This window comes from Enterobacter cloacae complex sp. CARB60 (assembly GCF_036487345.1).
GTDB lineage: Bacteria > Pseudomonadota > Gammaproteobacteria > Enterobacterales > Enterobacteriaceae > Enterobacter > Enterobacter asburiae_D.
This window is the reverse complement of record NZ_JAZKLC010000002.1, coordinates 2,456,402-2,481,478: the sequence shown is the minus strand read 5'-3', so window position 1 is coordinate 2,481,478 and position 25,077 is coordinate 2,456,402. Positions and strand designations below refer to the sequence as shown.

Below are 25,077 nucleotides of genomic sequence, written 5' to 3'. Positions count from 1 at the left end.
GATAAATCACATGCCGGGCCATTTCCTCTCCCCACAAATGATGTCAGCACAGGCGACCCCCTCTCCCTTGAGGGAGAGGGTTGGGGTGAGGGGGAACATACGGCTGTGATGGTCATTCCGTTCACTTTATGTTCCTTGCTACTCTGTAACGACATGACCGGTGAACGTGCCAGGGTGGCTCAGTCGCCACCACCCTGGCAACCCGGGCTCCCGGCGGTAAATCGCCGCTTCGCGGTCCCTTCGGCTTATTCCTTCCGGCTTATCGGGAACGGGCGGAGGTAACATCCCTGTAAAGCCCGCCCTCTCGGCGCATCCATGCGCCTCGCCCCGGCCTGCAGGAAACGCCTCAGCGATTTACAGCCGGACCTGGGCATCGCTGAAGGCCCTCAGCCATTCTAAAAGCAGCGTTATTGCTTCTGCTTGCACATTACTTGAGAGTGCTCAGCCATTGCGGAGAGGATTAGGAGCAGGGAACTTAGCTGAAATCACCCTGCTGGCGCGCCACCAGCGTCAGAATGGAGTAGAGCGCCACGGCCTGCTGGTGCTGGTTGAAGATCTCAACCGCCCATTCCACCACGCCGGTCGGTTTTTCCTCGGCGGTGCGCTGCTTCTTCAGCGTTTTACGCTTGCAGGTCAGACGCACCTGTATGGTATCGCCCGGCTTAACCGGCTCGATAAAGCGCAGGTTCTCCATGCCGTAGTTGGCAATGACTGGCCCGACGCCCGCATCAACAAACAGTCCCGCTGCGGCGGAGATCAGGAAGTAGCCGTGCACCACGCGCTCGCCAAAGATCGACTCTGCCGCGCCGATCTTGTCCATATGGGCATAGAAGTGGTCGCCGCTCAGACAGGCAAAGTTCACAATGTCTGCTTCCGTGAGGGTGCGGCGCGGCGTCAGCAGGCTGTCGCCCGGCTGTAGCTCCTCAAAGTATTTGCGGAACGGATGCACGCGATCTTCCTGCACCGTTGCGCCACGCACCCACTGTTTGCCAATGGCGGCCAGCATCGTCGGGCTGCCCTGAATCGCGGTGCGCTGCAGGTAGTGCTTCACCGCGCGCAGGCCGCCCAGTTCTTCGCCGCCGCCCGCGCGGCCCGGGCCGCCGTGCACCAGCTGAGGCAGCGGGGAGCCGTGGCCTGTAGACTCTTTTGATGATTCCTCGTTTAGGATCTGAATACGCCCGTGGGCGCGCGCCGCACCGGCAATAAACTGGCGGGCAATGTCCAGGTCTGCGGTGACCAGCGTGCCCGCCAGGCTGCCGCCTCCCGCGCGGGCAAGCTGCATCGCGTGGCGTGCATTGCGATACGGCATCAGCGTCGCAACCGGGCCGAAGGCTTCGGTCGCGTGGACGGCCGGGGTTTCATCCGGCTGCGGGCAGAACAGCAGGGTCGGCGGGAAGAACGCGCCCGCGGCCTGCAAATCCGCTTTGCCGCCCAGACGGATCTGGCAGCCTGCGGCGATCAGCTGCTCAACTTTCTCCTGAACGTCCGCGCGCTGTTCGGCGTTGACCAGCGCGCCCATCTTCACTCCTTCCTGCGCCGGGTCGCCCACCACCACCTTTTCCAGACGAGCAATCAGCGCCTGGCTCACGGCGTCAACCTGGTTTTGCGGGACGATAATGCGGCGAATGGCCGTACATTTCTGCCCGGCCTTCGCGGTCATCTCGCGGACTACTTCCCGGATGAACAGGGCAAATTCCGGCTGGTCCGGCGTGACGTCTTCCCCCAGCACGCAGCAGTTCAGGGAGTCGGCTTCCATGGTGAACGGAATCGAATTCGCCACAATATTCGGGTGCACGCGCAGGCTTTGCCCTGTACTGGCGGAGCCGGTAAAGGTCACCACGTCCTGGCTGTCGAGCTGGTCGAGGAGGTCCCCCGCGCCGCCGCAGATCAGGCTGATGGCACCGTCCGGCACCAGTCCGCTGTCCACGATGGATTTCACCATCGCCTGCGTTACCTGTGCGGTAGCGGTAGCGGGTTTAATGATGGCGGGCATCCCGGCAAGCCAGGTCGGCGCCAGCTTTTCCAGCATCCCCCAGCAGGGGAAGTTAAAGGCGTTGATGTGCACCGCCACGCCGGATTTGGAGGTCAGGACGTGGCGCGCCGCAAAGCCGCCTTCTTTCGACAGCGGGATTAACTCGTCTTCCGGCCACAGCGTGTCATCCGGCAGCTCGCGGCTGCCCAGGCTGGCGTAAGTGAAGAGGGTGCCGATGCCGCCTTCAATATCCACCCAGCTGTCCGCCTTCGTCGCGCCCGTCTGGGCTGACAGGGCATAAAACGTCTCTTTCTCGCTAAGCAGGTGCTTTGCCACCGCCTTCAGCATGGCCGCACGTTCGATAAAGGTCATCTCGTGAAGCGCTTCGCCGCCGCGCTCAATCGCATAGCGACGGGCGGCCGCCATGTCCAGCCCTTCGCTGGTCACGCTCCACAGCGCTTCGCCACTGATGGCGTGATGAATAGTGCGTTCGCGGCCCCGGCCAGACTGCCAGGTACCGGACACGAAGCTGGCTAACTGCTGCATCGCTTATCTCCAAATGTTACGTAATTTGCTCATTAATAGTTTAATCATGAATCATAAAAATCAAGCTGAGTTTTAATGAATTGTTAACATTGTGATCCGGTCTGATGAATTGCAGCGCGCAAAGCGACTGTGCAGAGGGCGTGCAGTAAAAGCCTTGCGAGCAACATCACAAAACCAGGAAACAATTCTTGGGGTTATATTTAACCTTTGTGTAACTTTTAAAAAAAAGTGATTCAACATTACGCTTTAATTTGCAAACTAACGAATCATAAAGGTGATGACGTGACGCAAGAACAACGGTTTGAGCAGCGCATAGCGCAGGAGACGGCGATTGAGCCTCAGGACTGGATGCCTGACGCCTACCGTAAGACGTTGATCCGTCAGATTGGCCAGCATGCGCACTCCGAAATTGTCGGCATGCTGCCGGAGGGGAACTGGATCGCCCGCGCCCCGACGCTGCGCCGAAAAGCGATCCTGCTGGCGAAAGTGCAGGACGAAGCCGGGCACGGGCTCTACCTCTACAGCGCGGCGGAAACGCTGGGCTGCGCGCGGGAAGACATCTACCAGAAGATGCTCGACGGCAGGATGAAATACTCCTCCATCTTCAACTATCCGACCCTGAGCTGGGCCGATATCGGCGTAATCGGCTGGCTGGTGGACGGCGCCGCTATCGTCAACCAGGTGGCGCTGTGCCGAACCTCCTACGGTCCGTATGCCCGCGCGATGGTGAAAATCTGTAAAGAAGAGAGCTTCCACCAGCGCCAGGGCTTTGAGGCCTGCATGGCGCTGGCGCAGGGGAGCGAGTCCCAGCGCCAGATGCTGCAGGACGCCATCAACCGCTTCTGGTGGCCGGCGCTGATGATGTTCGGGCCGAACGACGACAACTCGCCGAACAGCGCCCGCAGCCTGGCCTGGAAAATCAAACGTTTCGGCAATGACGAGCTGCGCCAGCGGTTTGTGGATAACACCGTCCCGCAGGTGGAAATGCTGGGCATGACGGTGCCGGATCCCGATCTGCATTTGGATGAAGAGAGCGGCCATTACCGCTTCGGCGAGATCGACTGGCAGGAGTTTGACGAGGTCATTAACGGGCGCGGCATCTGCAATCACGAACGCCTGGCCGCCAAACGCAAAGCCTGGGACGAAGGGGCGTGGGTGCGTGAAGCCGCACTGGCGCACGCGGAAAAACAACACGCCCGCAAAGTGGCTTAAGAGGAATCACGATGAGCAATGTCTACTGGCCGCTGTACGAAGTGTTCGTACGCAGCAAACAGGGGTTATCCCACCGTCACGTGGGCAGTCTGCATGCCGCCGACGATCGCATGGCGCTGGAAAATGCGCGCGATGCCTACACCCGGCGCAGCGAAGGGTGCTCTATCTGGGTGGTTAAGGCGAGCGAGATTGTCGCCTCCCAGCCGGAAGAGAGCGGCGAGTTCTTCGACCCGGCGGAAAGCAAGGTTTACCGCCATCCGACGTTTTACACCATCCCCGACGGCATCGAGCATATGTGAGGCAAAGAATGAATTCAGTGACTGCCTATGCCCTGCGTCTGGGCGACAACGGTCTGGTGCTCTCCCAGCGTCTGGGCGCCTGGTGCGGCCACGCGCCGGAGCTGGAAATTGACCTCGCGCTCGCCAATATCGGTCTCGACCTGCTGGGCCAGGCGCGCAATTTCCTGACCTATGCCGCAGAACGGGAAGGCCAGGGTGATGAAGACACGCTGGCCTTTGGCCGCGACGAGCGTCAGTTCCGCAACGTCCTGCTGGTGGAGCAGCCGAACGGCAGCTTCGCCGACACGATTGCCCGCCAGTACCTGATGGATGCCTGGAACGTGGCCCTGTACGAACGCCTGACTCAAAGCAGCGACGGTCAGCTTGCCGCCATTGCCGCCAAAGCAATTAAAGAGGTGCGCTACCACCTGCGCTTCAGCCGAGGCTGGCTGGGGCGTCTGGGCGACGGGACCGAAACGTCCGCGCAGAAGATGCAGCAGGCCATCGACAGCCTGTGGCGTTTTACGGCGGAGCTGTTTGAAGCCGATGAGGTCGAGCTGGCGCTGATTGATGCCGGCGTGGCGGTTGACCCGCGCGTCCTGCGCCAGCCGTGGGAAAGCGAAGTATTTGCCGGTCTCAAGGACGCCAATCTGACGGTGCCCGATGAGGTGGCGTACCGCACCGGGGGCAAGAGGGGGCTGCATACCGAACATCTGGGCCCGATGCTGGCGGAAATGCAGTATCTCCAGCGCGCCTATCCCGGTCAGCAGTGGTAAAGGAGAACGCTATGCAACGCCTCGTCGACATCGCGCCTGCGCAAATTCCTGAGATCTGGGCGCTGTTAAGCCAGATCCCCGATCCGGAAGTGCCGGTATTAACCATCACCGATTTAGGCATGGTGCGCAGCGTGAAGGCGCAGGGGGAAGGCTGGGTCATTGGCTTCACGCCCACCTACTCGGGTTGTCCGGCAACGGAACACCTGCTGGGGGCAATCCGCGACGCGATGACCAAACGCGGCTTTACCCCGGTGCACATTGTGCTCCAGCTGGAACCCGCCTGGACCACCGACTGGATGACCGCCGACGCGCGCGAGCGCCTGCGGGCGTACGGCATCAGTCCGCCCGTGGGGCATAGCTGTCACGCGCACGCACCTTTGGAGGTGAGTTGCCCGCGCTGCGCCAGCACCGACACCTCGCTTATCAGTGAATTTGGTTCGACGGCCTGCAAAGCGCTCTACCGCTGCAATACCTGCCGCGAGCCCTTCGACTATTTCAAATGTATTTGAGGCTGCCATGACAACGTTTCATTCATTAACAGTGGCAAAAGTGGAACCCGAAACCCGCGACGCGGTGACCATCACGTTCGCGGTGCCGCAGGCGCTGCAGGACGCCTACCGCTTCCGCCCCGGCCAGCACCTGACGTTAAAAACGAAGCTTGACGGGGACGAGCTGCGCCGCTGCTACTCCATCTGCCGGAGTACCGCCCCTGGCGAGATCAGCGTGGCGGTCAAAGCCATCGACGGCGGCCGCTTTTCCCGCTATGCCCGGGATGAGATCAAAGCGGGTATGGCGCTTGAGGTGATGGTTCCCCAGGGGCAGTTTGGCTACCAGCCGCAGGCAGAACGTGAAGGCCACTATCTGTCGATTGCGGCAGGCTCCGGGATCACCCCGATGCTGGCGATTATCTCCGCTACGCTGGCGACCGAACCCAACAGCCATTTCACCCTGATCTACGGCAACCGCAGCAGCCAGAGCATGATGTTCCGCCGGGCGCTGGCGGACCTGAAGGACAAATACCCGCAGCGGCTGCAGCTGGTCTCCATCTTCAGCCAGGAGCGGCTGGACAGCGATCTGCTCTACGGCCGCATCGACGGAGAAAAGCTGCAGGCGCTGGCGAAAACCCTGATCAACTTCCGCCAGTACGACGAGGCGTTTATCTGCGGCCCGTCGGCGATGATGGACGACGCAGAAGCCACGCTGAAGGCGCTGGGGATGCCGGACAAAGCGATTCACCTTGAGCGCTTTAACACCCCGGGGATCGCCGTTAAACGCGCGGTGCACGTACAGGCGGAAGGGCAGAAAGTGACCGTCCGCCAGGACGGGCGCGACCGTGAAATCACCCTGACGGCGGACGACGAAAGCATCCTGGATGCCGCCCTGCGTCAGGGGGCGGATCTCCCGTATGCCTGCAAGGGCGGCGTGTGCGCCACCTGTAAATGCAAAGTGCTGCGCGGGAAGGTGGACATGGCGACCAACTACAGCCTGGAGCCGGACGAGCTGGCCGCCGGGTATGTGCTGAGCTGCCAGTCGCTGCCGTTAACCGCCGACGTGATCGTGGATTTTGACGCGAAGGGGATGGCATGAGCGAACTGATTGTTACCCGTCATGGCCGCGTGCTGCAGCTGACGCTCAACCGTCCGGCAGCGCGCAACGCCCTCAACAATGCGCTGCTGACGCAGCTTGCTGAGCAGCTTGAGGCCGCCGCCGTGGATGCTGACATTGCCGTCTGCGTGATTTACGGCAGCGAGCGCTGCTTTGCCGCCGGGGCCGATCTCAACGAAATGGCGGAGAAAGACCTGCCCGCCACCCTGAACGATATCCGCCCGCAGCTGTGGGCGCGCATTAACGCGTTCAGCAAACCGCTGATCGCCGCCGTGAACGGCTTCGCGCTGGGGGCAGGCTTCGAGCTGGCGCTGCTGTGCGACGTGGTTGTCGCCGGTGACAACGCCCGTTTTGGTCTGCCGGAAATCACGCTGGGCATTATGCCCGGCGCGGGCGGCACCCAGCGTCTGATCCGCAGCGTCGGTAAATCCCTTGCCAGCAAAATGGTGCTGACCGGCGAGAGTATTTCCGCGCAGCAGGGGCTGAGCGCGGGGCTGGTCAGCGACGTTTTCCCGGCAGCGCTGACGTTGGAGTATGCCCTGAAGCAGGCGGCGCTGATGGCGCGCCACTCTCCGCTGGCGCTGCAGGCGGCGAAACAGGCGCTGCGCCAGTCTCAGGAGGTACCGCTCCAGGCCGGCCTCGCGCAGGAGCGCCAGCTGTTTACGCTGCTTTCTGCCACCGAAGACCGCCGGGAAGGCATCGACGCCTTCTTACAAAAACGCACCCCCGACTTTAAAGGACGCTAATTGTGGAATTTATTCTCAGTCATGTTGAGCAGGGCGTAATGACCATTACGCTGAACCGTCCGGAGCGTCTGAACAGCTTTAACGACGTGATGCACCAGCAGCTTGCCGAGTGCCTGAAACAGGCCGAGCGTGATGACGCTATCCGCTGTCTGCTGATCACCGGGGCAGGACGCGGCTTTTGCGCCGGTCAGGATCTGAACGACCGTAACGTCGACCCCAACGGCCCGGCGCCGGATCTGGGGATGTCCGTTGAAACCTTCTATAACCCGCTGGTGCGCCGCCTGGCAAAGCTGCCGAAACCGGTCATTTGTGCGGTTAACGGCGTAGCAGCGGGGGCGGGTGCGACGCTGGCATTAGGCTGCGACATGGTCATTGCCGCGCGTTCCGCCAACTTCATGATGGCTTTCAGCAAGCTCGGCCTGGTGCCGGACTGCGGCGGCACCTGGCTGCTGCCGCGCGTGGCCGGACGCGCCCGCGCCATGGGGCTGGCGCTGCTCGGCGACAAGCTCAGCGCCGAACAGGCGCAGGCGTGGGGAATGATCTGGCAGGTGGTGGATGACGAACAGCTCTCCGCTACGGCGCAGCAGATGGCGCTGCATTTTGCCTCTCAACCGACCTTCGGGCTGGGTCTGATCAAGCAGGCCATCAATGCCGCGGAAACCAACACCCTGGACGCCCAGCTCGATCTGGAGCGCGACTATCAGCGTCTGGCCGGACGCAGCGACGATTACCGCGAGGGCGTCAGCGCCTTCCTGGCGAAGCGCGCGCCGAACTTTACGGGGAAATAAGATGCTGAACATACGCACTGTCGCCGTGATTGGCAGCGGCACGATGGGCGCAGGCATTGCCGAAGTCGCCGCCAGCCACGGTCATCAGGTTCTGATCTACGACATCTCCAGCGATGCGATATCGCGCGCCATCGACGGTATCCGCCAGCGTCTGGCCTCCCGGGTGACGCGCGGAAAACTCTCCGCCGATGCCGGGAGCCAGATCCTCGCCCGGCTGCTTCCGGTAACGGATATCGAGGCGCTCGCCGCGGCCGATCTGGTCATAGAAGCGGCCTCCGAGCGTCTGGAGGTGAAAAAGGCGCTGTTTGCACGGCTGGCTGAGATCTGCCCGCCACAGACGGTGCTGACCAGCAATACCTCTTCCATCTCCGTCACGGCGATTGCGGCGGACATCCGCCACCCGGAGCGCGTCGCAGGGCTGCACTTCTTTAACCCGGCGCCGGTGATGAAGCTGGTGGAGGTGGTCAGCGGGCTGGCGACCTCTCCGGAAGTGGCAGACGCGCTGTGCGAGCTGGCGCTGAACTGGGGCAAACAGCCCGTTCGCTGCCAGTCAACGCCGGGGTTCATCGTCAACCGCGTCGCCCGTCCGTTCTATTCCGAAGCCTGGCGCGCGCTGGAAGAGCAGGTCGCGCCGCCGGAGGTGATTGATGCCGCCCTGCGCGAAGGCGGCGGTTTCCCGATGGGGCCGCTGGAGCTGACCGACATGATTGGTCAGGACGTGAATTTCGCGGTCACCTGCTCGGTATTTAACGCCTTCTGGCAGGAGCGTCGTTTTCTGCCTTCGCTGGTGCAGCAGGAGCTGGTGCTGGCAGGAAGGCTGGGCAAAAAGAGCGGGAAGGGCGTCTACGACTGGCAGGGTGACAAACCCGAGGTGCGGTGGGTGCCAGCCGTGAACGACAGCTACAGCCCGATGCGCGTGGAAAAGAGACGTGACGGCGTCACCGAAGTTGATGATGTATATCTGATTGAAACGCAGGGGGAAACCGCACAGGCTCTGGCGCTGCGGCTCAACGGCGCGGTGGTGGTAGTGGACCGCATTGAGCGCGATGTGGCGGTGATTGCAGCGGCCGCCAGCAACCCGCACACCGCGACGCAAAAGGTCATCCGCTACCTGCAGCAGCAGGGTAACCGGGTGGTGCAAATTGCCGATTATCCCGGCCTGCTGGTCTGGCGCACGCTGGCGATGATTGCCAACGAAGCGCTGGATGCCCTGCAAAAAGGGGTCGCCAGCGAGAAGGACATTGATACCGCCATGCGCCTCGGCGTGAACTACCCGAGCGGGCCGATCGCCTGGGGCGAGCGTCTGGGCTGGCAGCGGCTGCTGACGCTGCTGGAGAACCTGCAGCGTCATTACGGCGAAGAGCGCTATCGCCCCTGTTCACTGCTGCGCCAGCGCGCGCTTCTGGAGAGTAGCTATGAGTCATAACGCCTGGCATAACGCCCGCGCGATGTACGAACGGGACGCCTGCGCGCAGGCGATGGGGATGGACATTGTCGACATGGATGAAGGCTACGCGGTGGTGACCATGACCATCACCCCGCAGATGCTTAACGGCCACAAAACCTGCCACGGCGGACAGCTTTTTTCGCTGGCGGACACCGCCTTTGCCTACGCCTGCAACAGCCAGGGGCTGGCGGCGGTAGCCTCTGGCTGCTCGATTGATTTTCTGCGTCCGGGCTTTGCCGGGGACACGCTCACCGCCACCGCGCGGGTGATGCATCAGGGCAAGCTGACCGGCGTGTACGACATTGAAATCCAGAACCAACAACAGAAAACCGTCGCCCTTTTTCGCGGAAAATCTCACCGCATCGGCGGCAGCGTGACAGGAGAGGCAGATGCGTGACGCATTTATTTGTGATGGCGTTCGAACCCCGGTGGGGCGCTACGGCGGCGCGCTTGCCGCAGTCCGAACCGACGATCTCGGTGCCGTGCCGCTGCGCGCGCTGCTGGCCCGCTATCCGCAGCTCGACCTCGAGCGGATCGATGATGTGATCTTCGGCTGCGCCAACCAGGCGGGGGAAGATAACCGCAACGTCGCGCGCATGTCGTCCCTGCTCGCCGGGCTGCCGCAGACGGTGTCCGGAACCACTATTAACCGCCTGTGCGGGTCGGGGCTGGACGCGATTGGTTTTGCGGCGCGCGCCATTAAGGCGGGCGATGGCGACCTGCTGATCGCGGGCGGCGTGGAGTCGATGTCCCGCGCGCCGTTTGTGATGGGCAAAGCCACCGCCGCGTTTCAGCGTCAGGCGGAGATCTTTGATACCACCATCGGCTGGCGATTTGTGAATCCGCTCATGCATCAGCAATTCGGAACTGACAGTATGCCGGAAACGGCAGAGAATGTAGCTGAATTGTTAAATATCAGCCGTGCCGATCAGGACGCGTTCGCGCTGCGCAGCCAGCAGCGTACCGCGCAGGCGCAGCAGAACGGCATTCTGGCGCAGGAGATTGTGCCGGTGCTGGTGCCGGGCAAAAAAGGGGCGGTCGCTGAGTTCAGCGTGGATGAACACCCGCGCGCGGACACCACGCTCGAGCAGCTTGCCGGTCTGAAAACGCCGTTCCGTAAAAACGGGGTGGTTACGGCGGGAAATGCCTCCGGCGTCAACGACGGCGCTGCGGCGCTGATCGTCGCCAGCGAGAAGATGGCGCTGGCGCAGGGATTAGTCCCGCGCACGCGGATTGTGGCGATGGCGACGGCAGGCGTGGAGCCTCGTCTGATGGGGCTTGGCCCGGTACCCGCCACCCGTAAGGTGCTGGAGCGCGCCGGACTCAGTATTAACGATATGGACGTGATCGAGCTTAACGAAGCTTTCGCCTCGCAGGCGCTGGGCGTGCTGCGTCAGCTGGGCCTGCCGGATGATGCCGCGCACGTCAACCCGAACGGTGGCGCGATTGCGCTGGGCCACCCGCTGGGAATGAGCGGTGCCAGACTGGCGCTGGCCGCGAGCAACGAACTGCACCGACGCGGCGGGCGCTACGCGCTGTGTACGATGTGCATCGGTGTGGGTCAGGGCATTGCCATGATCCTTGAGCGTGTTTGAGCATAAAAACAATGTGAGTACCCTACAATGACAAATACAACAAAGCTTGATCCGATTGAAACGGCCTCCCTTGACGAGTTACAGGCGCTGCAGACCGAGCGTCTGAAATGGACGCTGCATCACGCCTACAACAACGTGCCGATGTACAAACGCAAGTTTGACGCCGCGGGCGTTCACCCTGACGATTTCAAAGAGCTGGCGGATATCCGCAAATTCCCGTGCACCACCAAGCAGGACCTGCGGGATAACTATCCGTTCGATACCTTTGCCGTGCCGATGGAGCAGGTGGTGCGCATTCACGCGTCATCCGGCACCACCGGCAAACCGACCGTTGTCGGCTACACGCAGGGCGATATCGACAACTGGGCCAATCTGGTGGCCCGCTCCCTGCGCGCGGCGGGCGGCAGCGCGAAGGACAAAATTCACGTGGCGTATGGCTATGGCCTGTTTACCGGTGGGCTGGGCGCGCACTACGGCGCCGAGCGTTTAGGCGCGACGGTGATCCCGATGTCCGGCGGTCAGACGGAGAAACAGGCGCAGTTGATCCGTGATTTCCAGCCGGACATGATCATGGTGACGCCGTCCTACTGCCTCAACCTGATTGAAGAGCTGGAGCGCCAGATGGGCGGCGATGCCAGCACCTGTTCGCTGCGCGTGGGCGTCTTCGGCGCCGAGCCGTGGACGCAGGCCATGCGGCGCGAAATTGAAAAACGCTTAGGTATTACGGCGCTGGATATCTATGGCCTCTCCGAGGTGATGGGGCCGGGCGTAGCGATGGAGTGTATTGAAACCGTCGACGGCCCAACCATCTGGGAAGATCACTTCTACCCGGAGATCGTCAACCCGAACGACGGCACGCCGCTGGATGACGGTCAGCAGGGCGAACTGCTGTTCACCACGCTGACCAAAGAGGCGCTGCCGGTGATCCGCTACCGCACCCGCGACCTGACGCGCCTGCTCCCGGCAACCGCGCGCAGCATGCGTCGTATGGACCGGATCAGCGGCCGCAGTGACGATATGCTAATCATCCGCGGCGTCAACGTCTTCCCGTCGCAGCTTGAAGAGGAGATCGTGAAGTTTGAGCACCTTTCTCCGCACTACCAGCTGGAGGTGAACCGTCGCGGGCATCTTGATTCACTTTCCGTGAAGGTGGAGCTGAAAGAGAGTAGCCTCACGCTGACCCACGAGCAGCGCTGTCAGGTGTGCCACCAGCTGCGCCACCGCATTAAGTCGATGGTCGGGATTTCCACCGACGTGACGATCGTCAACTGCGGCAGCATCCCGCGCTCCGAGGGGAAGGCCTGCCGGGTGTTTGATTTACGTAAAGTTGCGGCCAACGGTTGAGTTTCCCTCACCCAGCCCTCTCCCAAAGGGAGAGGGTGTAAAAAGTTCCCTCTCCCTTTGGGAGAGGGTTAGGGTGAGGGGGAAACCCCAGAATCGTATGCTATGATTCATCCAGGACAAAAATAACAACAGAATGAATCACATGAATAAACTCGACGCCTTTATCCAGCACGCGGTCAGCTCCGTTCCCGTCAGCGGAACCTCTCTTATCTCCTCGCTATACGGTGACGCGCTTTCCCATCGCGGCGGTGAGATTTGGCTCGGCAGCCTGGCCGCCCTGCTGGAAGGCATGGGGTTTGGCGAGCGCTTCGTGCGCACCGCGCTGTTTCGCCTCAACAAAGAGGGCTGGCTGGACGTTTCCCGCATCGGGCGTCGCAGCTTTTACCGCCTGAGCGATAAGGGCCTGCGCCTGACGCGTCGCGCGGAGAATAAGATCTACCGCGCGGAACTGCCCGCCTGGGACGGCAAATGGTTATTGCTGCTCTCAGAAGGGCTGGATAAAACCACCCTTGCTGACGTCAAAAAACAGCTGATCTGGCAGGGGTTTGGCACGCTGGCACCGAGCCTGATGGCCTCGCCGTCGCAGCATCTGGCGGACGTGCAGTCCCTGCTTCACGATGCCGGGGTGGCGGAAAACGTGATTTTCTTTGAAGCCCACTCGCCGCTGGCGCTCTCCCGCGCCGCGCTGCGTTCACGGGTGGAAGAGTGCTGGCAGTTAACCGAGCAAAACGCGATGTACGAGTCGTTTATCAACTCGTTCCGGCCGCTGCTGCCGCTGCTGAAAGAGGCCGCGCCGGAGGAGCTGACGCCGGAACGCTGTTTCCAGATCCAGCTGCTGCTGATTCATTTTTATCGTCGCGTGGTGCTGAAAGACCCGCTGCTGCCGGAAGAGTTGCTGCCCGCGCACTGGGCGGGGCAAAGCGCCCGACAGCTCTGCATTAATATCTATCAGCGTGTCGCGCCGGGGGCGCTGGCGTTTGTCAGCGAGAAGGGCGAAACCTCCGTGGGCGAACTGCCCGTGCCCGGCACGCTCTACTATCAACGCTTTGGTGGTCTTACAAGCGCATAAGGAGTGAAGATGCCAGTTTATCAAATTGACGGTCTGACGCCGGTCGTGCCTGACGAGAGCTATGTTCACCCGACGGCGGTGCTGATTGGGGACGTTATTCTGGGCAAAGGCGTTTATGTTGGTCCTAACGCCAGCCTGCGCGGCGATTTTGGCCGTATCGTGGTGAAAGACGGTGCCAACATTCAGGACAACTGCGTGATGCACGGCTTCCCGGAGCAGGACACGGTGGTGGAAGAGGACGGGCATATCGGCCACAGCGCCATTCTTCACGGCTGCGTGATCCGCCGCAACGCGCTGGTGGGCATGAACGCGGTGGTGATGGACGGCGCGGTCATCGGTGAAAACAGCATCGTCGGCGCGGCGGCGTTCGTGAAGGCGAAAGCGGAGATGCCCGCCAACCATTTGATTATCGGCAGCCCGGCCAAAGCGATTCGCGCGCTGAGCGAGCAGGAGCTGGCATGGAAGCAGCAGGGCACGCGGGAGTATCAGGTGCTGGTGGAGCGCTGCAAGCTCACTATGCACCAGGTAGAGCCGCTGCGCGAGGTAGAGCCTGACCGGAAACGGCTGGCGTTTGATGAGAATTTAAGGCCGAAGTCGGCGGTGTAGGGCTCTGACCGTCTTTTTTCGCCATATCCATCAATAGCGCGATGCCAATGTAATTACTCCAGTTAAAGGTATTTTGCAGCACCACCACCGCATTGCCTTTTTCTTTGTCATAACCGATAAAGCTGGAGTAACCGCCGATATAGCCGACCTGATAGGTGATTTTTTCCAGACCGATAAAGTCGGTGGTCCAGGCAATACCCTGAACCCCGTCGGGGCGTTGAATATCGGTATTTCTCACTTCGGCAAAGACGCTGTCCAGCAAGGGGCTGTGGGTCGTCGATACGTGATAGCGGGCATAGGATGCCAGATCTTCGGCGTTACTGTATAAGCTCGCTGCCGCCACCATGTTATTGGAAAATTGCCAGTCCGGGGTGAGCTGCCCGCGCGGGATAAATTTCGGCTGATCGCCCGCGTGGCCAAGCGCCCGCTGCGGGTATCCTTTTAGCTGCTGCGGAATAAAGCTGCTGTTAGCCATTTGCAGCGGATGGAAAATATAGCGCGAGGCTAAACTCTGGATATCTTCCCCGGTTTTGTGTTTCAGGATATAGCCGATCAGGGCGTAGCCGGTATTGGAGTATTGCGGCGCTTTATTCTTTGGCGCTCGCCAGTCGGCGAGGTAGCGCAGCACGTTATCGCTATCCAGCTCAGCGTAGAAATTATCGCCCGTGCTTAAGTAGCCGATGAATTTTCCGAGCATCGGAACATCCATATTCTGACGCGGCAGGCCGGAGGTGTGGGTTACCAGTTCAAGCAGGGTGATTTTTTGGGCATCCGCGCTAAGCGGCGTCCCTGGGGGAAGCAATGTCGCCAGGCTATCGTTCCAGTTGAGTTGCCCTTCATTGACCAGACAAGCCACCACCTCCGCCGTGATCCCTTTGCTGAGCGAGCCGAGCGCAAACAGGGTGTCGGGCCTGACCGGATAGCGATTGACCGCATCGGTTACGCCCCAGGTGTAAAACTGCGGTGAGCCGTGATTATGGATCACCGCGACCGTCATCCCGGGAACGGATTTTTGCGCCATGTAGTGACGTACAACGCTGTCAATGTCGCCATCCAGCGAATCATGAGTGAGAAGTTCCTGAGTACCTTCCGGGGAGGACATTTGGGAGAGCGTGCCACAACCGCTGAGGAGTGGGAGAGTAAGCAGAAGCCAGTGAATTTTTTTTGTTATGTTCTGCATGCCTGATAGCGAGTGTGGTGGTCATTGACGCGCCAGGAATGTATCACAAATAGCCTGCTTGAATGTAAACTTTCTACACGGTGGCGGCCCGGTTGATGGTCACCGCGACTTTTCGGCCTGCTTTGAGGATTTCAGTATGACTCGCTTTTATCAACTTACCGCCACCCGTCTGGACGGGCAGCTTATCTCTATGGCCGACTATGCGGGAAAGGTGGTTTTGGTCGTTAATACCGCCAGCCAGTGCGGCTTCACGCCACAGTACGGTGGCCTTGAAGCGCTATACAAGAAATACGCCGATCAAGGGTTAGTGGTGCTGGGCTTCCCCTGTAACCAGTTCGGTAAACAGGAACCCGGCGGCGCCGACGAAATCTCGAAAACCTGTTACATCAACTACGGCGTGAGCTTCCCGATGTTCGAGAAGGTCGAGGTTAACGGTAGCGCAGCGCACCCGCTGTTTCGTTATCTGAAAAACGAATTGCCCGGCGTGCTGGGTGGGCGGATCAAGTGGAACTTTACTAAGTTTCTGATCGGACGCGACGGTAAACCACTCAAGCGTTTTGCGCCGATGACCACGCCAGAGAAAATGGACCCTGCAATTCTTGCGGCACTGGAAAGGTAAGGTCCCGGCTATTCAAACCTTTCTCCTTTAGACGCTGCCGAAAACCCATTCGACTGCGTGTTCCAACAGAAACATCATTATGATGGAATAATGATGTTTCTGAGGGGCCTTAAGCCCGTAAGGGGCGTGGCCAATTTTTACATTCGACTGCGTTTCGCCTGGATTAGAAGCGGTATTGCAGACCCGCCGTAATGGTATAGTTACGGTTAGAAATACCTGCCGCATCCCCACCAATAGAGCCTGAGTCACCAGTATTGGTATCAATAATCTGCGTACCGCCTTTACCTTCTTCATAACTGCTATAGGTAAATTCAGCAAAAACTTTGGCGTGCGGAGTGACGTAATACCCGGCATCAACAGACGCGCCGTAATAGCGGGAGTCTGTTGTCTTCTCGCGGAAAGTCAGATCGCGCATGTAGTGTTCGTCGTTATCATGTGCACGGACCCAGTCACTGAATTTGAACAGGGCATTAAATTCAAAGTCATTAAAACGGTACTGCCCTGCAAGGCCGATGTAGGGCATGGAAAAACGCTGGCTATAACCAATACCGCGTTCGCCTGCCGGGAAGTTCCCCTGATAGGCGCCGTTATCATAATTATAAGTACCACCGGTTGCGGTCCAACTGAAGCGCGTTTCCTGATAACCTGCGGTTACGCCCGCTTTATAATTATCGCCCTGGAAGATCCACCCTTTTAGGTTGAGATCGTATTCATTGGCGTAGTTAACGTTCGTGGCAGGATGGCTTGAATGGTCTGTCCAGGAGGATTGTTTTGCGTTCATCCAGTCATAGTCATCCATATGACCTGAACCTGATGCCATGGACGTCCAGCCGCGCGCGTTTAATGTCAAAAAGGAGTAAGCATCCCAGGAAATATCGCCTTTAAGAATGGCGACATTTTTTATTTTCCAATCCAGTTGGCTAATTTTTCTTCCTGTGACTTCATCATAAACCATTTCATGGGATTTTCCGCTTAGCATCCCGGCAGAGGCTGAAACCGTTAAACTTTCCGGTGAAAAATCCGGTGTGAAGGGTGTTGATCCTGCATATACTGCCCCTGAAAACGCGGCCATCATCATTCCCGCAACGATATTTCTTGTCATTTTTATTTCCCTAAATAAAATTAATAAATGAGTTGCGGGGAAATTTTAAAAGCCATAAAAATGAGAATCAACTGCTAGTTTTGGTAATTTATTATTATTTGACATAAGGAGCGATATTTAACTTTGGGCAGCCTGAAAGAGGCTGCCTCTGATATATAAATAATTACTGGTTTGGTGCGTAATAACAGTCGGCTGCGGATAATACGTCGTTATTCACTGTGTATACGCGTATGTAACCGGCGTCACAAACTAATTCCCTTTACCCCCGCAGCCACGGCGTAATCGTCAGTCCGGTAAGCAAGCCTTCCGGGCTGAGCAGGCGAGTGACGGTTTGCCCCCACGGTTCCATACGGTTAGCTACCAGCAGCCGATAGCCTTTTTCACTCAGAACGCGGGTGGCCGAGTCGAGATCCTGCACCTCGTACTCAACCCATCCCTGCGGTATCGGGTGCTCAACCGGCCACATTTCTTCTCCAAAGCAGGACGTAGCCGCCTGTGCGAGCGGCCAGACGGCAAAATGCTTCACGCCTTCCAGCTGGCCCTCTTCAGCGAGCAGATAATCGGTATTCCCCTCCATCGGCTTCAGCGGAAGGCCGAGCGTCTGGACATAAAACGCGGTGCTGGACTCCGTATCCCGCGAAATGGGCCCGAACCCGGCGACAAATAAGACATCAATTTCCGGTAAGGTCTGCGACATATCCACTCCTGAATAAGGTGAAGTTCACCCTGAATTTATCTTACGACCGGCTGAAATACGACTCTCAATTCTGGTATCGCATTCATCGTGCCTGCACGTCCACGACGGGCTTAAAATTCAGCGCGATGACGATCAGCAGCACGACTCCCGCACTCATGATCAGCCATGCGCTGGTCAGCGAGACTGAACTGTCGCGAACGATCCCCGCAATTAACGGCATAAGCGCGGCGATCAGGTATCCCCCTCCCTGAACTTTAGACAGTAACTTCCCGGCCTGCGCGGGCGTTCGCGCATGATCGAACGTGACGATGAGCGACAGCGGGAAGAGGGCGCCGATCCCGATACCAAGCAGCAGCGTGGATAACACCGGCGTCGTACCCGGCGAAAAGACCAGACATAGTAATCCCGCCAGCAGCAGCAACAATACGGCGATCAGCGGCACGCGACGGTCGGGGAATTTACCGATCAGCGCGGAGACGGCAAACCCTGCGACAACCTCGGTTAACGTCAGCCAGGCCAGCATGTAGCCGCTGCTGCGTGCGGACCATCCCGCCTGAATATAGAGCGGGGGCAGCCAGGCCAATACCAGCGTGTAGGCTCCCGTTCCTACGCCGAAAAAGAGCAACAGTAGGGCGGTACGTGAGGAAGAGAGCGTAACGGTTTCGTGTGCTGTTTTTTCCTCGCGAGGATGCTTAACCAGAGTCAACCACAGTATCAGCGCCAGCAGCGCTAGCCCTCCAGCCATTGCCAGCGCGGGCTTCAGCGTGAGCCATGAAAACAACGGCTCGGCGCTGGCGGCGGCGACTGCCGCACCGGCCATAATGCCCGTACTAAATAGAGACATTACCGTGCTGGCCGTCTGCGTATATTCCTTTTTAATCAGGGCCGGCATTAACGCCTGGATCGTGCCTATGCTGGCCCCGCCCAGTAACGCGGTGCCCATAAGACTCTGCGGTGAGGCGCTAAAACCGCGTAACAAGCAGGCCACAAACAGGATGAAGAGCCCGAACATAATTCCCCGTACGGCGCCGACTCTGGCTAAAAGCCAGGGGCCACATAAGGCGGCCAGCCCCATCATCGCGACCGGCAGGGTGGTCAGCAGGCTGAATTGCGTAGCGGTCAGCCCCGCTTCGCGCTGCAGCACGGAAAACAACGGTCCGACAGAAGCCAGAATAGGGCGCAGGTTCAGCCCGACGATAAAAGCGATAACGGCGAAGAGTAAAGGCGACGTGCGTTTCAACAGGAGATCCTTTTCGGTTGTGAATGGCCCGGGCAAATTGCCGCGAGCATTTATCTTAACGTTAAGATAAAATCTGTTTTTGCGTAAGATGTACCGCACAACAGGATAAATACCCACGCCATCAGGGGTGAAAATGAAAGACCATGTAGACTTCGTTGTCGACCAGTGGAGCCGTGCGATGCCGGAGCTGGACGCCTCGTCGATGAAAATTTTTGGCCGAATGCTCCGGCTGATGAAGCATCTGGGAAAAAAACGGGCGCAGGCCATGGCGCCGTTTGGCTTTCGCGAGGGCGAGTTTGACGTGCTCGCCACGCTGCGCCGCGCCGGTGAGCCGTACTGCCTTTCCCCCACGCAGCTGTATAAATCGCTGCTGATCACCTCAGGGGCGATGACGAACCGGCTCAGCCATCTCGAGCAGCAAGGGCTTATCAGGCGAATTGCCGATCCGGATGATAAGCGCAGCACCCTCGTAAGCCTGACACCGCACGGTCAGGAGCGTATCGAACAGGCGCTGGTCGTGCATACGCAAACGCAAAATGCGCTGCTTTGCAGCTTGTCTGACGCGCAGCGCGCGCAGCTTGAGTCCCTGCTCAGGGAGCTGCTGTTGACGTTTCCGCCCGAGGACCTGGGCGATAAGTCACCGAGTGCCGATAATACAAACACTGCATAGTTAAACCTCACAGAAAGGGAATGTATGTCTTTACCGCCACTGTATGCGCTTCGCGCTTTTGAAGTTGCCGCGCGGCTTAACTCCTTCAGCAAAGCGGCTGAAGCACTGAATATCACGCCTGGCGCGGTCAGCAGGCATGTCCGGACGCTTGAAATGTGGTTCGACTGTGAGCTCTTTAAGCGTCAAGGGCCAAGAGTGGAGGTCAGCGATGCCGGACGCGTTCTGGCCGTACATTTGAGCGAAAGTTTCACCAGCATCGAGTGGGCCTGTCGCGCATTCAAAAGTGAAAACCACCTTCTGCGCCTCAAAGCCCCCAGCTCCCTGACGATGCGGTGGCTTCTTGACGTTCTGAAAATCTTTCGTGATAACCATGCAAAACCTCAAGTTGAGATAGCCAGCGTCTGGATGGACATTGATTCCGTTGACTTCAGCCGTGAGCCCTACGATTGTGCGATCCTGCTCGGCAACGGCTATTTCGGAGACTCAACAGAGAGCAGGCTGCTTTTCAGTGAATGGCTCATTCCCGTTTGTACCCCGTCTTTGCTTGATTCTGCCCGGCATCAGCTTGCGCAGTGCGATCTTATTCATCCCTCGCCGGACAGACGGGACTGGAAGCGCTGGCTGAAAAGAACGGGGTTATTCCCCGGACTCGACGTGAGCCGAGGGATAGTGTTCGACACCCTGGAACAGGGAAGCCGTGCCGCCATGAACGGGCATGGTGTTGCTATGGCCGATCTTCGTCTTACGCTTGAAGCGCTTGAGAGTGGGCTTCTCGCACTGCCTTTCAGGGAGGCAATCGCAACCGGCGAAGGCTACTATCTTGTCTGGCCGAAAAATTCGCTCAGAAGAGAGAGTATCGAACGCCTGATGGCCTGGCTTCAGCTCCATACGCCGGTTTTTCCCTCTCAGGATATTGTTTGTCTCGATTACGATGAGAAACGGGTTTAATCAATATAAAAGCAGGATATTCCGTACGGGATATCCTGCCTGCTGAATAATTTTATGCGTAGGGTATATTCGCCATCTTTTTATATCTTTCCGGCAGGGCGCTGTTCAGGTTAAGTAATTTATCCAGAATATAAAGCGCAGGCGTCCCTTTTGCGCGTTCAGCATCGATCAGCGCAGCGCGTAACAGATTGGCAGCCGACGTCATTTCACGGAAATACTCCTCCGATTCACGCGTCTGAGCTTCGCCTGAGGCGGCGTAACGCACCTTTGGCCAATCCGCAAAGTCAAGCAGCGGAAGGAGCCCATCTTCTTTTGGTAAATGCGCTGAGAGCAACTCTTCGGCGTTAGCTGAATTACTTTGGGCGAAAGAGAGGAGGTGCAGTCGGTGGATAAAAGGTGATAGCGCCTCTGAGCTTTCCTTTTCTGTTGAAAGTAACGTTATCAACTCATGCGCATTTGCTTGGGCGCTAAATTTATGAGGCGAGATAATATTCATTACATGGAATAAAACATCGAGTGTCATAGGTGCTCCATACAAGCTTGGTATTATTTATTTTTTTCTATCCCAGGGATGAATGGATGGTATTTCAGAGGCGTCACTTTTGGAAAACGATAAATAGTGGAAATCAAAGTGAGTTTTACTCAACGTTGCGCCCTGGAGTGCAATCACGCACATCCTCACGTTGCTGCGATTTGTTTCACAAATGCCATCGCTCATCGACCGTTCAGAATGGTATAACGTCTTGCGGCAATCGGGTTGCCGTCCGCTGATTCCATTCACAAAGGTGTATATGAAACAAATTACGTTCAGTGACCTGCAGCAACAAAGCGAGCAGGCTGCCAATTCTCCTCGCTTACGCGCGCATCGCAATTTACATCCTGAGCTGAGCGACCCGGTGCAGCGCCTGGCCATCGCGATGGAGCCTGGTACCTATGTTCGCCCCCATCGCCACCCGCACACGTTTGAACTGCTAACCGCTCTGAGCGGTCGCTTTCTGGTGCTGAATTTTGATGACAGCGGTAACGTGACCCAGCGCGTGGTGTTAGGTGAAGACTGCAAGGTGCTGGAGATGGATGCCGGTACCTGGCATGCCGTGCTGTCGCTGGATAAAGGCGGCGTCATTTTTGAGGTAAAACACGGCGGCTACCAGCCTGTACCTGAGCACGATACCGCCCCATGGTCACCGGCTGAGAACGCGCCCGGCAGCGCGGAGCTGATGAAATGGTACGCCCAGGCACAGGTGGGTGACGGTGGTTTTACGCTGTAATTATTTTCTCATGTGCCCGGCGCGCGAAAAGGCGCGCCGGAAAAGAGAGAGACGATCCCGCCAACTCAACTGACCGTATTAAAATGCCAGTCGCCGGCAGTCGACAGCGTAACGAACGGACCGGCCAGGGTGCTGTTGTGATGCGCAATGATGTCATTGGCGGATAAATGTGCATTATCCATTGTGGTATGCGCATCTGAAATCAATACCGTCCTGAAACCCAGCTCCGGTGCGGCCCGGCAGGTGGTATCGACACAAAATTCTGTTTTCATCCCGGCAATGACCAGCTGTTTAATGCCTCTCTGATTAAGTTCACGCAGCAATTCGGTATCCCGAAAACAGCTGGGATAGCGCTTTGTGAAAACAACATCATGGTCCTTCACGTCCAGCTCGGGGATCAGCTGTGTTAAGGGACCCTTCTCTGAGAAGGGGGAGTCGTCTGGCCCGATATGGCGGGCAAAAAAGATGGGCACCTGCGCGTGCCGCGCGTTGGTTATCAACAAACGGATATTTGCCAGAACGGCATCGGCGGAACTGGGGGAAACTGGGCCCCGGAAGAGGCCCTGCTGCATGTCGATAATTAAGAGCGCATTGTCAGATGAATCCATTTTCTTTCTCCATTCAGAGGGTGGTGAACGGAGAGTTGTTTCCCCGTCCAGACTGGCGGGGGTTGAGGTTCTGTCTGTCAGTCGTTTGCTACAGATACGCCCACGCCGCCGAAGGTTCCGGTGGTGGTGAGCGTGGTTGTTGGCTGAAATGACTGATACATGCAATTACCTTTGTTTATTTCGCTGTTAGCGTAACTATCGCGTCCAGTTATAGCCCTGGTGAGAGATTCTCTTCAATACACCAACATCAGTAGGTGCAACGTGTTATTGCAAGTTTAAAATGTCACCTGATTCCACAAAGAAGAAATGTCATCTTTTCTTCTTTGGAGAGCTGTCTTCAACTCTTTATTATGATGGTCAAGGACAAAAAGGGAGTTCCGAAACATAATGAAAAAACAGTTTATTGCGATTAAGTTTCAGAAAGCGTACTTCGGACCCTGACAACAATTGTAGTTGGCTACTATAGAGAAGATGAGATCGTGTGCGTACGTTCAGCTAGTATTGATGACTATGAGGCGCTTTGCGCCATCGACTCAGTTGCCGCAGATAGCATGGCGCGACGTGACCAAATTCGTTACTGGCTCGGGTCGGCGTGCTGTTGTGTTGCAGAGGTAAATAATCGGGTGGTCGCTTACGGCGTACTAACGCGCCATTTCTTTGACCAGCCTTTTATTGAGATGGTGATGGTAGGGGTAGAATATCGTAACCAGGGGTTAGGCACCGCAATTATTAGACATTTCGACTCAGCCATCACCGACTCGAAATTGTTCGGTTCCGCCAACATGTCGAACAGGCAAATGCAGGAGTTGTTTGTCAGGTTGGGCTTCAGACCAAGCGGTTACATAGACAACCTTGATGAAGGTGACCCTGAAATCATTTTCTACCGCCCTGCCACCTGCGTTAGTAGTGCTAAATGAAGGCCGGGATGTCCGTTCTATTTTACCAGACTGGATCTGAATTCTTCCGGATTGGCTAATACGGGATAGATGGCTATCAGCTGTTCCTGAATTCTGGCATGAGCACAGCGTTTTGGCATGGATTTACTCCGGCTGCGCTTATCCTGACGCTCCAGCTCGTCCATTTTGTCCTGTGCCAGTTTCAGCACCGTCCCGAGGCGCGTGCCGTTCCCGGAGTTTTTCAGCCGCCAGTGTCGGACTGAAGTCGGGGTAATATTGACGCATCAGAGCCAGCACATGAAGTTTAAAGGAGTCAGGCAGACAATGGACAATGATTGCCGGGCTTTCCCCTGTGGCCGTGAGCCAGTCCTGGTGCGCCTGCATCACGCCGTCTGAGCCGCTTTTCACAGACCGCCTGAATGACGTTAACGCGGTTTAATTCTTTATCTGACATAGTCACCAGTATCCGGATATCCTTGTTTCAGCAAAGGTTTTATCCTTATATGTCGCAAAAAGTGACATTATAATATTGGTGCTACACAACGTTAGCGTTGCGCCTGGGTTATATGAAGTTCACAGGCTGATATTATTTAATATTGCCGAGGCTTTGCAGAAACACCTCAACCTGCTCAGGCGTCGCCGTGTCTGCCTCGTAAAGGATATCGAGCTTAACGTTCTTCAACCCGCAGAAGCCAAATACCCCTTCGATAATCTGCGTCTGAATCGCCGTCGAATAGCCGTGTTTGTCGAATCCGCTGAGATCGCTGCCGCCGGTGGCAATCAGGCGGACGGGAATATCACGTAAGTTGCCCACGATCCGGCCATCCTCGGCCACCTTATACGCCCAGTTCAGGGTTAATACGCGATCGAACCAGCCTTTCAACAGCGCGGGGACCGACCACCAGTACACCGGGAAGACAAACACCAGCATATCTGCTTGCTCGACGCGCTGCTGCTCGCGCAGAATATCGTCGGGAAGGGCGCTCGGATCGCCGTGATACAAATCAAGGTCGGCACGAGACATGGCCGGGTTAAACCCTTCAGCATGCAGATCGGCAATCTCAACCTGCGTACCTTGCTCGCGTAATTTCCCGGCAATGCGGGCAGCCAGTGAATGGGATAATGAATTGTCGACAGGGTGAGCCGTCAGGATCAGTGCGTTATTAATGGCATTTGTAGCAGACATAGCGACCTCGAATGGGTGAGAATTGACGTCTATATTACTGTTGGTAACTTGGGTGTCAATCCGCCCCGAGCGATCATTTTGTGCTATTCACGTAGGTCTCCAGCACGCCGGTCATGACGCCGCTGAGCGTATCTTCCGCAACATTCCGGGCGAGCACGCCGTTGCCTGCTGCGGTGCTGAGTGCGTCCGCCGCGCCAATGATGGCCGTCAGCGCTGCTTCTCCCTGAACGCCTTTCAGCGTGATAAAAGGGGAAAGCGCGGTACGCAGGCAGTCGGCACATTCGGCCACGCATGCCTCACGAAACGTCTGCAACGCGTGGGAACCGGACAGCGCCGCCGCGATCGGCCCGGTTTCAGGCCCGGCGGTAATGGCGCAGTCGATGTAGGCGGCGCTGAAAAAGCGAATCGTCTTCTCCAGCGTTTTGCTGTCGACCGCCAGCGTCTCGCGGAATTTCGCCAGCTGCCGATCGCTATAGTCCTGGTACAGCGCCATCAGCAATCCTTCTCGATCGCCAAAGTGGTCGTAGGGGATAGGTTTGGTCACGTTGGCCCGCTCGGCCAGGTAGCCAAGCGTCAACGCCTCCGTGCCTTGCTGACGAACGATTCCGCGTGCAACCTCCAGCAGCTGCACGCGGCGGTCCTCTTTTCTTAAGCGCTTAACAACCATGCTTTCCTCAGA

Annotated in this window: 27 protein-coding genes and 1 pseudogene; 18 read left to right on the top strand and 10 right to left on the bottom strand. The window is 57.9% G+C overall.

Annotated features, from left to right (window positions below):
- Positions 1-475: 475 nt before the first annotated feature.
- A complete protein-coding gene (gene paaZ / locus V4835_RS12780) occupies positions 476-2,518 on the bottom strand; it encodes a phenylacetic acid degradation bifunctional protein PaaZ (protein WP_331412390.1) in 2,043 nt (680 codons plus the stop codon).
- Between the two features lie 282 nt (positions 2,519-2,800).
- Here paaZ and paaA point away from each other — a divergent pair, with 282 nt between their 5' ends.
- The 13 genes from paaA (at position 2,801) to paaY (ending at position 13,984) form a co-directional block, all read left to right on the top strand.
- On the top strand, positions 2,801-3,730 hold the full coding sequence (gene paaA, locus V4835_RS12775; RefSeq protein ID WP_063145619.1) for a 1,2-phenylacetyl-CoA epoxidase subunit PaaA: 930 nt from the start codon (positions 2,801-2,803) through the stop codon (positions 3,728-3,730).
- A gap of 11 nt (positions 3,731-3,741) precedes the next feature.
- On the top strand, positions 3,742-4,029 hold the full coding sequence (gene paaB / locus V4835_RS12770; protein WP_003857353.1) for a 1,2-phenylacetyl-CoA epoxidase subunit PaaB: 288 nt from the start codon (positions 3,742-3,744) through the stop codon (positions 4,027-4,029).
- A gap of 8 nt (positions 4,030-4,037) precedes the next feature.
- Positions 4,038-4,784 carry a 1,2-phenylacetyl-CoA epoxidase subunit PaaC gene (paaC, locus tag V4835_RS12765; RefSeq protein ID WP_331412389.1) on the top strand — a complete coding sequence of 249 codons (747 nt, stop codon included), beginning with the start codon at positions 4,038-4,040 and terminating at the stop codon, positions 4,782-4,784.
- Positions 4,785-4,795: 11 nt separating this feature from the next.
- Positions 4,796-5,293 carry a 1,2-phenylacetyl-CoA epoxidase subunit PaaD gene (gene paaD / locus V4835_RS12760; protein WP_063145621.1) on the top strand — a complete coding sequence of 166 codons (498 nt, stop codon included), beginning with the start codon at positions 4,796-4,798 and terminating at the stop codon, positions 5,291-5,293.
- 7 nt (positions 5,294-5,300) lie between these two features.
- Positions 5,301-6,371 carry a 1,2-phenylacetyl-CoA epoxidase subunit PaaE gene (gene paaE / locus V4835_RS12755; protein WP_331412388.1) on the top strand — a complete coding sequence of 357 codons (1,071 nt, stop codon included), beginning with the start codon at positions 5,301-5,303 and terminating at the stop codon, positions 6,369-6,371.
- Positions 6,368-7,135, top strand: coding sequence for a 2,3-dehydroadipyl-CoA hydratase PaaF (gene paaF / locus V4835_RS12750; RefSeq protein ID WP_331412387.1), 768 nt, complete (start codon positions 6,368-6,370; stop codon positions 7,133-7,135). Before paaE ends, paaF begins: the two co-directional genes overlap by 4 nt.
- Complete coding sequence (gene paaG / locus V4835_RS12745; RefSeq protein ID WP_331414124.1) at positions 7,135-7,923, top strand: 2-(1,2-epoxy-1,2-dihydrophenyl)acetyl-CoA isomerase PaaG; 789 nt, start codon at positions 7,135-7,137, stop codon at positions 7,921-7,923. Before paaF ends, paaG begins: the two co-directional genes overlap by 1 nt.
- Before the next feature lies 1 nt (position 7,924).
- Complete coding sequence (gene paaH / locus V4835_RS12740) at positions 7,925-9,349, top strand: 3-hydroxyacyl-CoA dehydrogenase PaaH (RefSeq protein WP_331412386.1); 1,425 nt, start codon at positions 7,925-7,927, stop codon at positions 9,347-9,349.
- Positions 9,339-9,767, top strand: coding sequence for a hydroxyphenylacetyl-CoA thioesterase PaaI (gene paaI / locus V4835_RS12735; RefSeq protein ID WP_045399003.1), 429 nt, complete (start codon positions 9,339-9,341; stop codon positions 9,765-9,767). Before paaH ends, paaI begins: the two co-directional genes overlap by 11 nt.
- Complete coding sequence (gene pcaF, locus V4835_RS12730; protein WP_331412385.1) at positions 9,760-10,965, top strand: 3-oxoadipyl-CoA thiolase; 1,206 nt, start codon at positions 9,760-9,762, stop codon at positions 10,963-10,965. Before paaI ends, pcaF begins: the two co-directional genes overlap by 8 nt.
- Positions 10,966-10,992: 27 nt before the next feature.
- Complete coding sequence (gene paaK, locus V4835_RS12725; protein WP_063145626.1) at positions 10,993-12,309, top strand: phenylacetate--CoA ligase PaaK; 1,317 nt, start codon at positions 10,993-10,995, stop codon at positions 12,307-12,309.
- 133 nt (positions 12,310-12,442) lie between these two features.
- The gene (gene paaX / locus V4835_RS12720) at positions 12,443-13,378 is read left to right on the top strand and encodes a phenylacetic acid degradation operon negative regulatory protein PaaX (RefSeq protein ID WP_021241337.1); all 936 of its coding nucleotides are present in this window, start codon (positions 12,443-12,445) and stop codon (positions 13,376-13,378) included.
- A 9-nt stretch (positions 13,379-13,387) separates the two neighbouring features.
- Entirely contained in the window at positions 13,388-13,984 is a 597-nt protein-coding gene (gene paaY, locus V4835_RS12715) for a phenylacetic acid degradation protein PaaY (RefSeq protein ID WP_063145627.1), read from the top strand.
- Here the strand turns inward: paaY and V4835_RS12710 are convergent.
- The gene (locus tag V4835_RS12710; protein ID WP_331412384.1) at positions 13,893-15,164 is read right to left on the bottom strand and encodes a serine hydrolase domain-containing protein; all 1,272 of its coding nucleotides are present in this window, start codon (positions 15,162-15,164) and stop codon (positions 13,893-13,895) included. The genes paaY and V4835_RS12710 overlap by 92 nt on opposite strands.
- Before the next feature lie 136 nt (positions 15,165-15,300).
- On the opposite strand from V4835_RS12710, the gene V4835_RS12705 reads away from it, so the two are divergent.
- Positions 15,301-15,783, top strand: coding sequence for a glutathione peroxidase (locus V4835_RS12705; protein WP_331412383.1), 483 nt, complete (start codon positions 15,301-15,303; stop codon positions 15,781-15,783).
- Between the two features lie 163 nt (positions 15,784-15,946).
- Here the strand turns inward: V4835_RS12705 and V4835_RS12700 are convergent, their stop codons facing one another.
- The 3 genes from V4835_RS12700 to V4835_RS12690 form a co-directional block, all read right to left on the bottom strand.
- Positions 15,947-16,885, bottom strand: a complete 939-nt coding sequence (locus V4835_RS12700) for an omptin family outer membrane protease (RefSeq protein WP_331412382.1) — start codon at positions 16,883-16,885, stop codon at positions 15,947-15,949.
- A gap of 259 nt (positions 16,886-17,144) precedes the next feature.
- Positions 17,145-17,582 carry a VOC family protein gene (locus tag V4835_RS12695; protein ID WP_063145631.1) on the bottom strand — a complete coding sequence of 146 codons (438 nt, stop codon included), beginning with the start codon at positions 17,580-17,582 and terminating at the stop codon, positions 17,145-17,147.
- A gap of 82 nt (positions 17,583-17,664) precedes the next feature.
- Entirely contained in the window at positions 17,665-18,822 is a 1,158-nt protein-coding gene (locus tag V4835_RS12690; RefSeq protein ID WP_331412381.1) for an MFS transporter, read from the bottom strand.
- Between the two features lie 133 nt (positions 18,823-18,955).
- Between V4835_RS12690 and V4835_RS12685 the strand changes: the two genes are divergently transcribed.
- Together V4835_RS12685 and V4835_RS12680 are read left to right on the top strand one after the other, a co-directional pair.
- Positions 18,956-19,492 carry a MarR family winged helix-turn-helix transcriptional regulator gene (locus V4835_RS12685; protein ID WP_331412380.1) on the top strand — a complete coding sequence of 179 codons (537 nt, stop codon included), beginning with the start codon at positions 18,956-18,958 and terminating at the stop codon, positions 19,490-19,492.
- 24 nt (positions 19,493-19,516) lie between these two features.
- Complete coding sequence (locus V4835_RS12680; protein ID WP_331412379.1) at positions 19,517-20,440, top strand: LysR substrate-binding domain-containing protein; 924 nt, start codon at positions 19,517-19,519, stop codon at positions 20,438-20,440.
- A gap of 52 nt (positions 20,441-20,492) precedes the next feature.
- Here the strand turns inward: V4835_RS12680 and V4835_RS12675 are convergent, their stop codons facing one another.
- Positions 20,493-20,963, bottom strand: coding sequence for a hypothetical protein (locus tag V4835_RS12675; protein WP_331412378.1), 471 nt, complete (start codon positions 20,961-20,963; stop codon positions 20,493-20,495).
- 268 nt (positions 20,964-21,231) lie between these two features.
- On the opposite strand from V4835_RS12675, the gene V4835_RS12670 reads away from it, so the two are divergent.
- The gene (locus V4835_RS12670; RefSeq protein ID WP_014883727.1) at positions 21,232-21,708 is read left to right on the top strand and encodes a WbuC family cupin fold metalloprotein; all 477 of its coding nucleotides are present in this window, start codon (positions 21,232-21,234) and stop codon (positions 21,706-21,708) included.
- A gap of 65 nt (positions 21,709-21,773) precedes the next feature.
- On the opposite strand, the gene V4835_RS12665 is transcribed toward V4835_RS12670, so the two are convergent.
- Positions 21,774-22,316 carry a cysteine hydrolase family protein gene (locus tag V4835_RS12665; protein WP_331412377.1) on the bottom strand — a complete coding sequence of 181 codons (543 nt, stop codon included), beginning with the start codon at positions 22,314-22,316 and terminating at the stop codon, positions 21,774-21,776.
- Positions 22,317-22,867: 551 nt separating this feature from the next.
- Between V4835_RS12665 and V4835_RS12660 the strand changes: the two genes are divergently transcribed.
- Positions 22,868-23,233, top strand: a complete 366-nt coding sequence (locus V4835_RS12660) for a GNAT family N-acetyltransferase (RefSeq protein WP_331412376.1) — start codon at positions 22,868-22,870, stop codon at positions 23,231-23,233.
- Positions 23,234-23,250: 17 nt separating this feature from the next.
- Here V4835_RS12660 and V4835_RS12655 read toward each other — a convergent pair.
- From V4835_RS12655 to V4835_RS12640, 3 genes and pseudogenes are all read right to left on the bottom strand, one after another.
- Positions 23,251-23,433 (bottom strand): annotated as a pseudogene (locus tag V4835_RS12655) (ISNCY family transposase); the annotation flags it as partial.
- 365 nt (positions 23,434-23,798) lie between these two features.
- Positions 23,799-24,398, bottom strand: a complete 600-nt coding sequence (locus tag V4835_RS12645) for an NAD(P)H-dependent oxidoreductase (protein ID WP_331412375.1) — start codon at positions 24,396-24,398, stop codon at positions 23,799-23,801.
- Between the two features lie 73 nt (positions 24,399-24,471).
- The gene (locus V4835_RS12640; RefSeq protein ID WP_331412374.1) at positions 24,472-25,065 is read right to left on the bottom strand and encodes a TetR/AcrR family transcriptional regulator; all 594 of its coding nucleotides are present in this window, start codon (positions 25,063-25,065) and stop codon (positions 24,472-24,474) included.
- Positions 25,066-25,077: the final 12 nt, after the last annotated feature.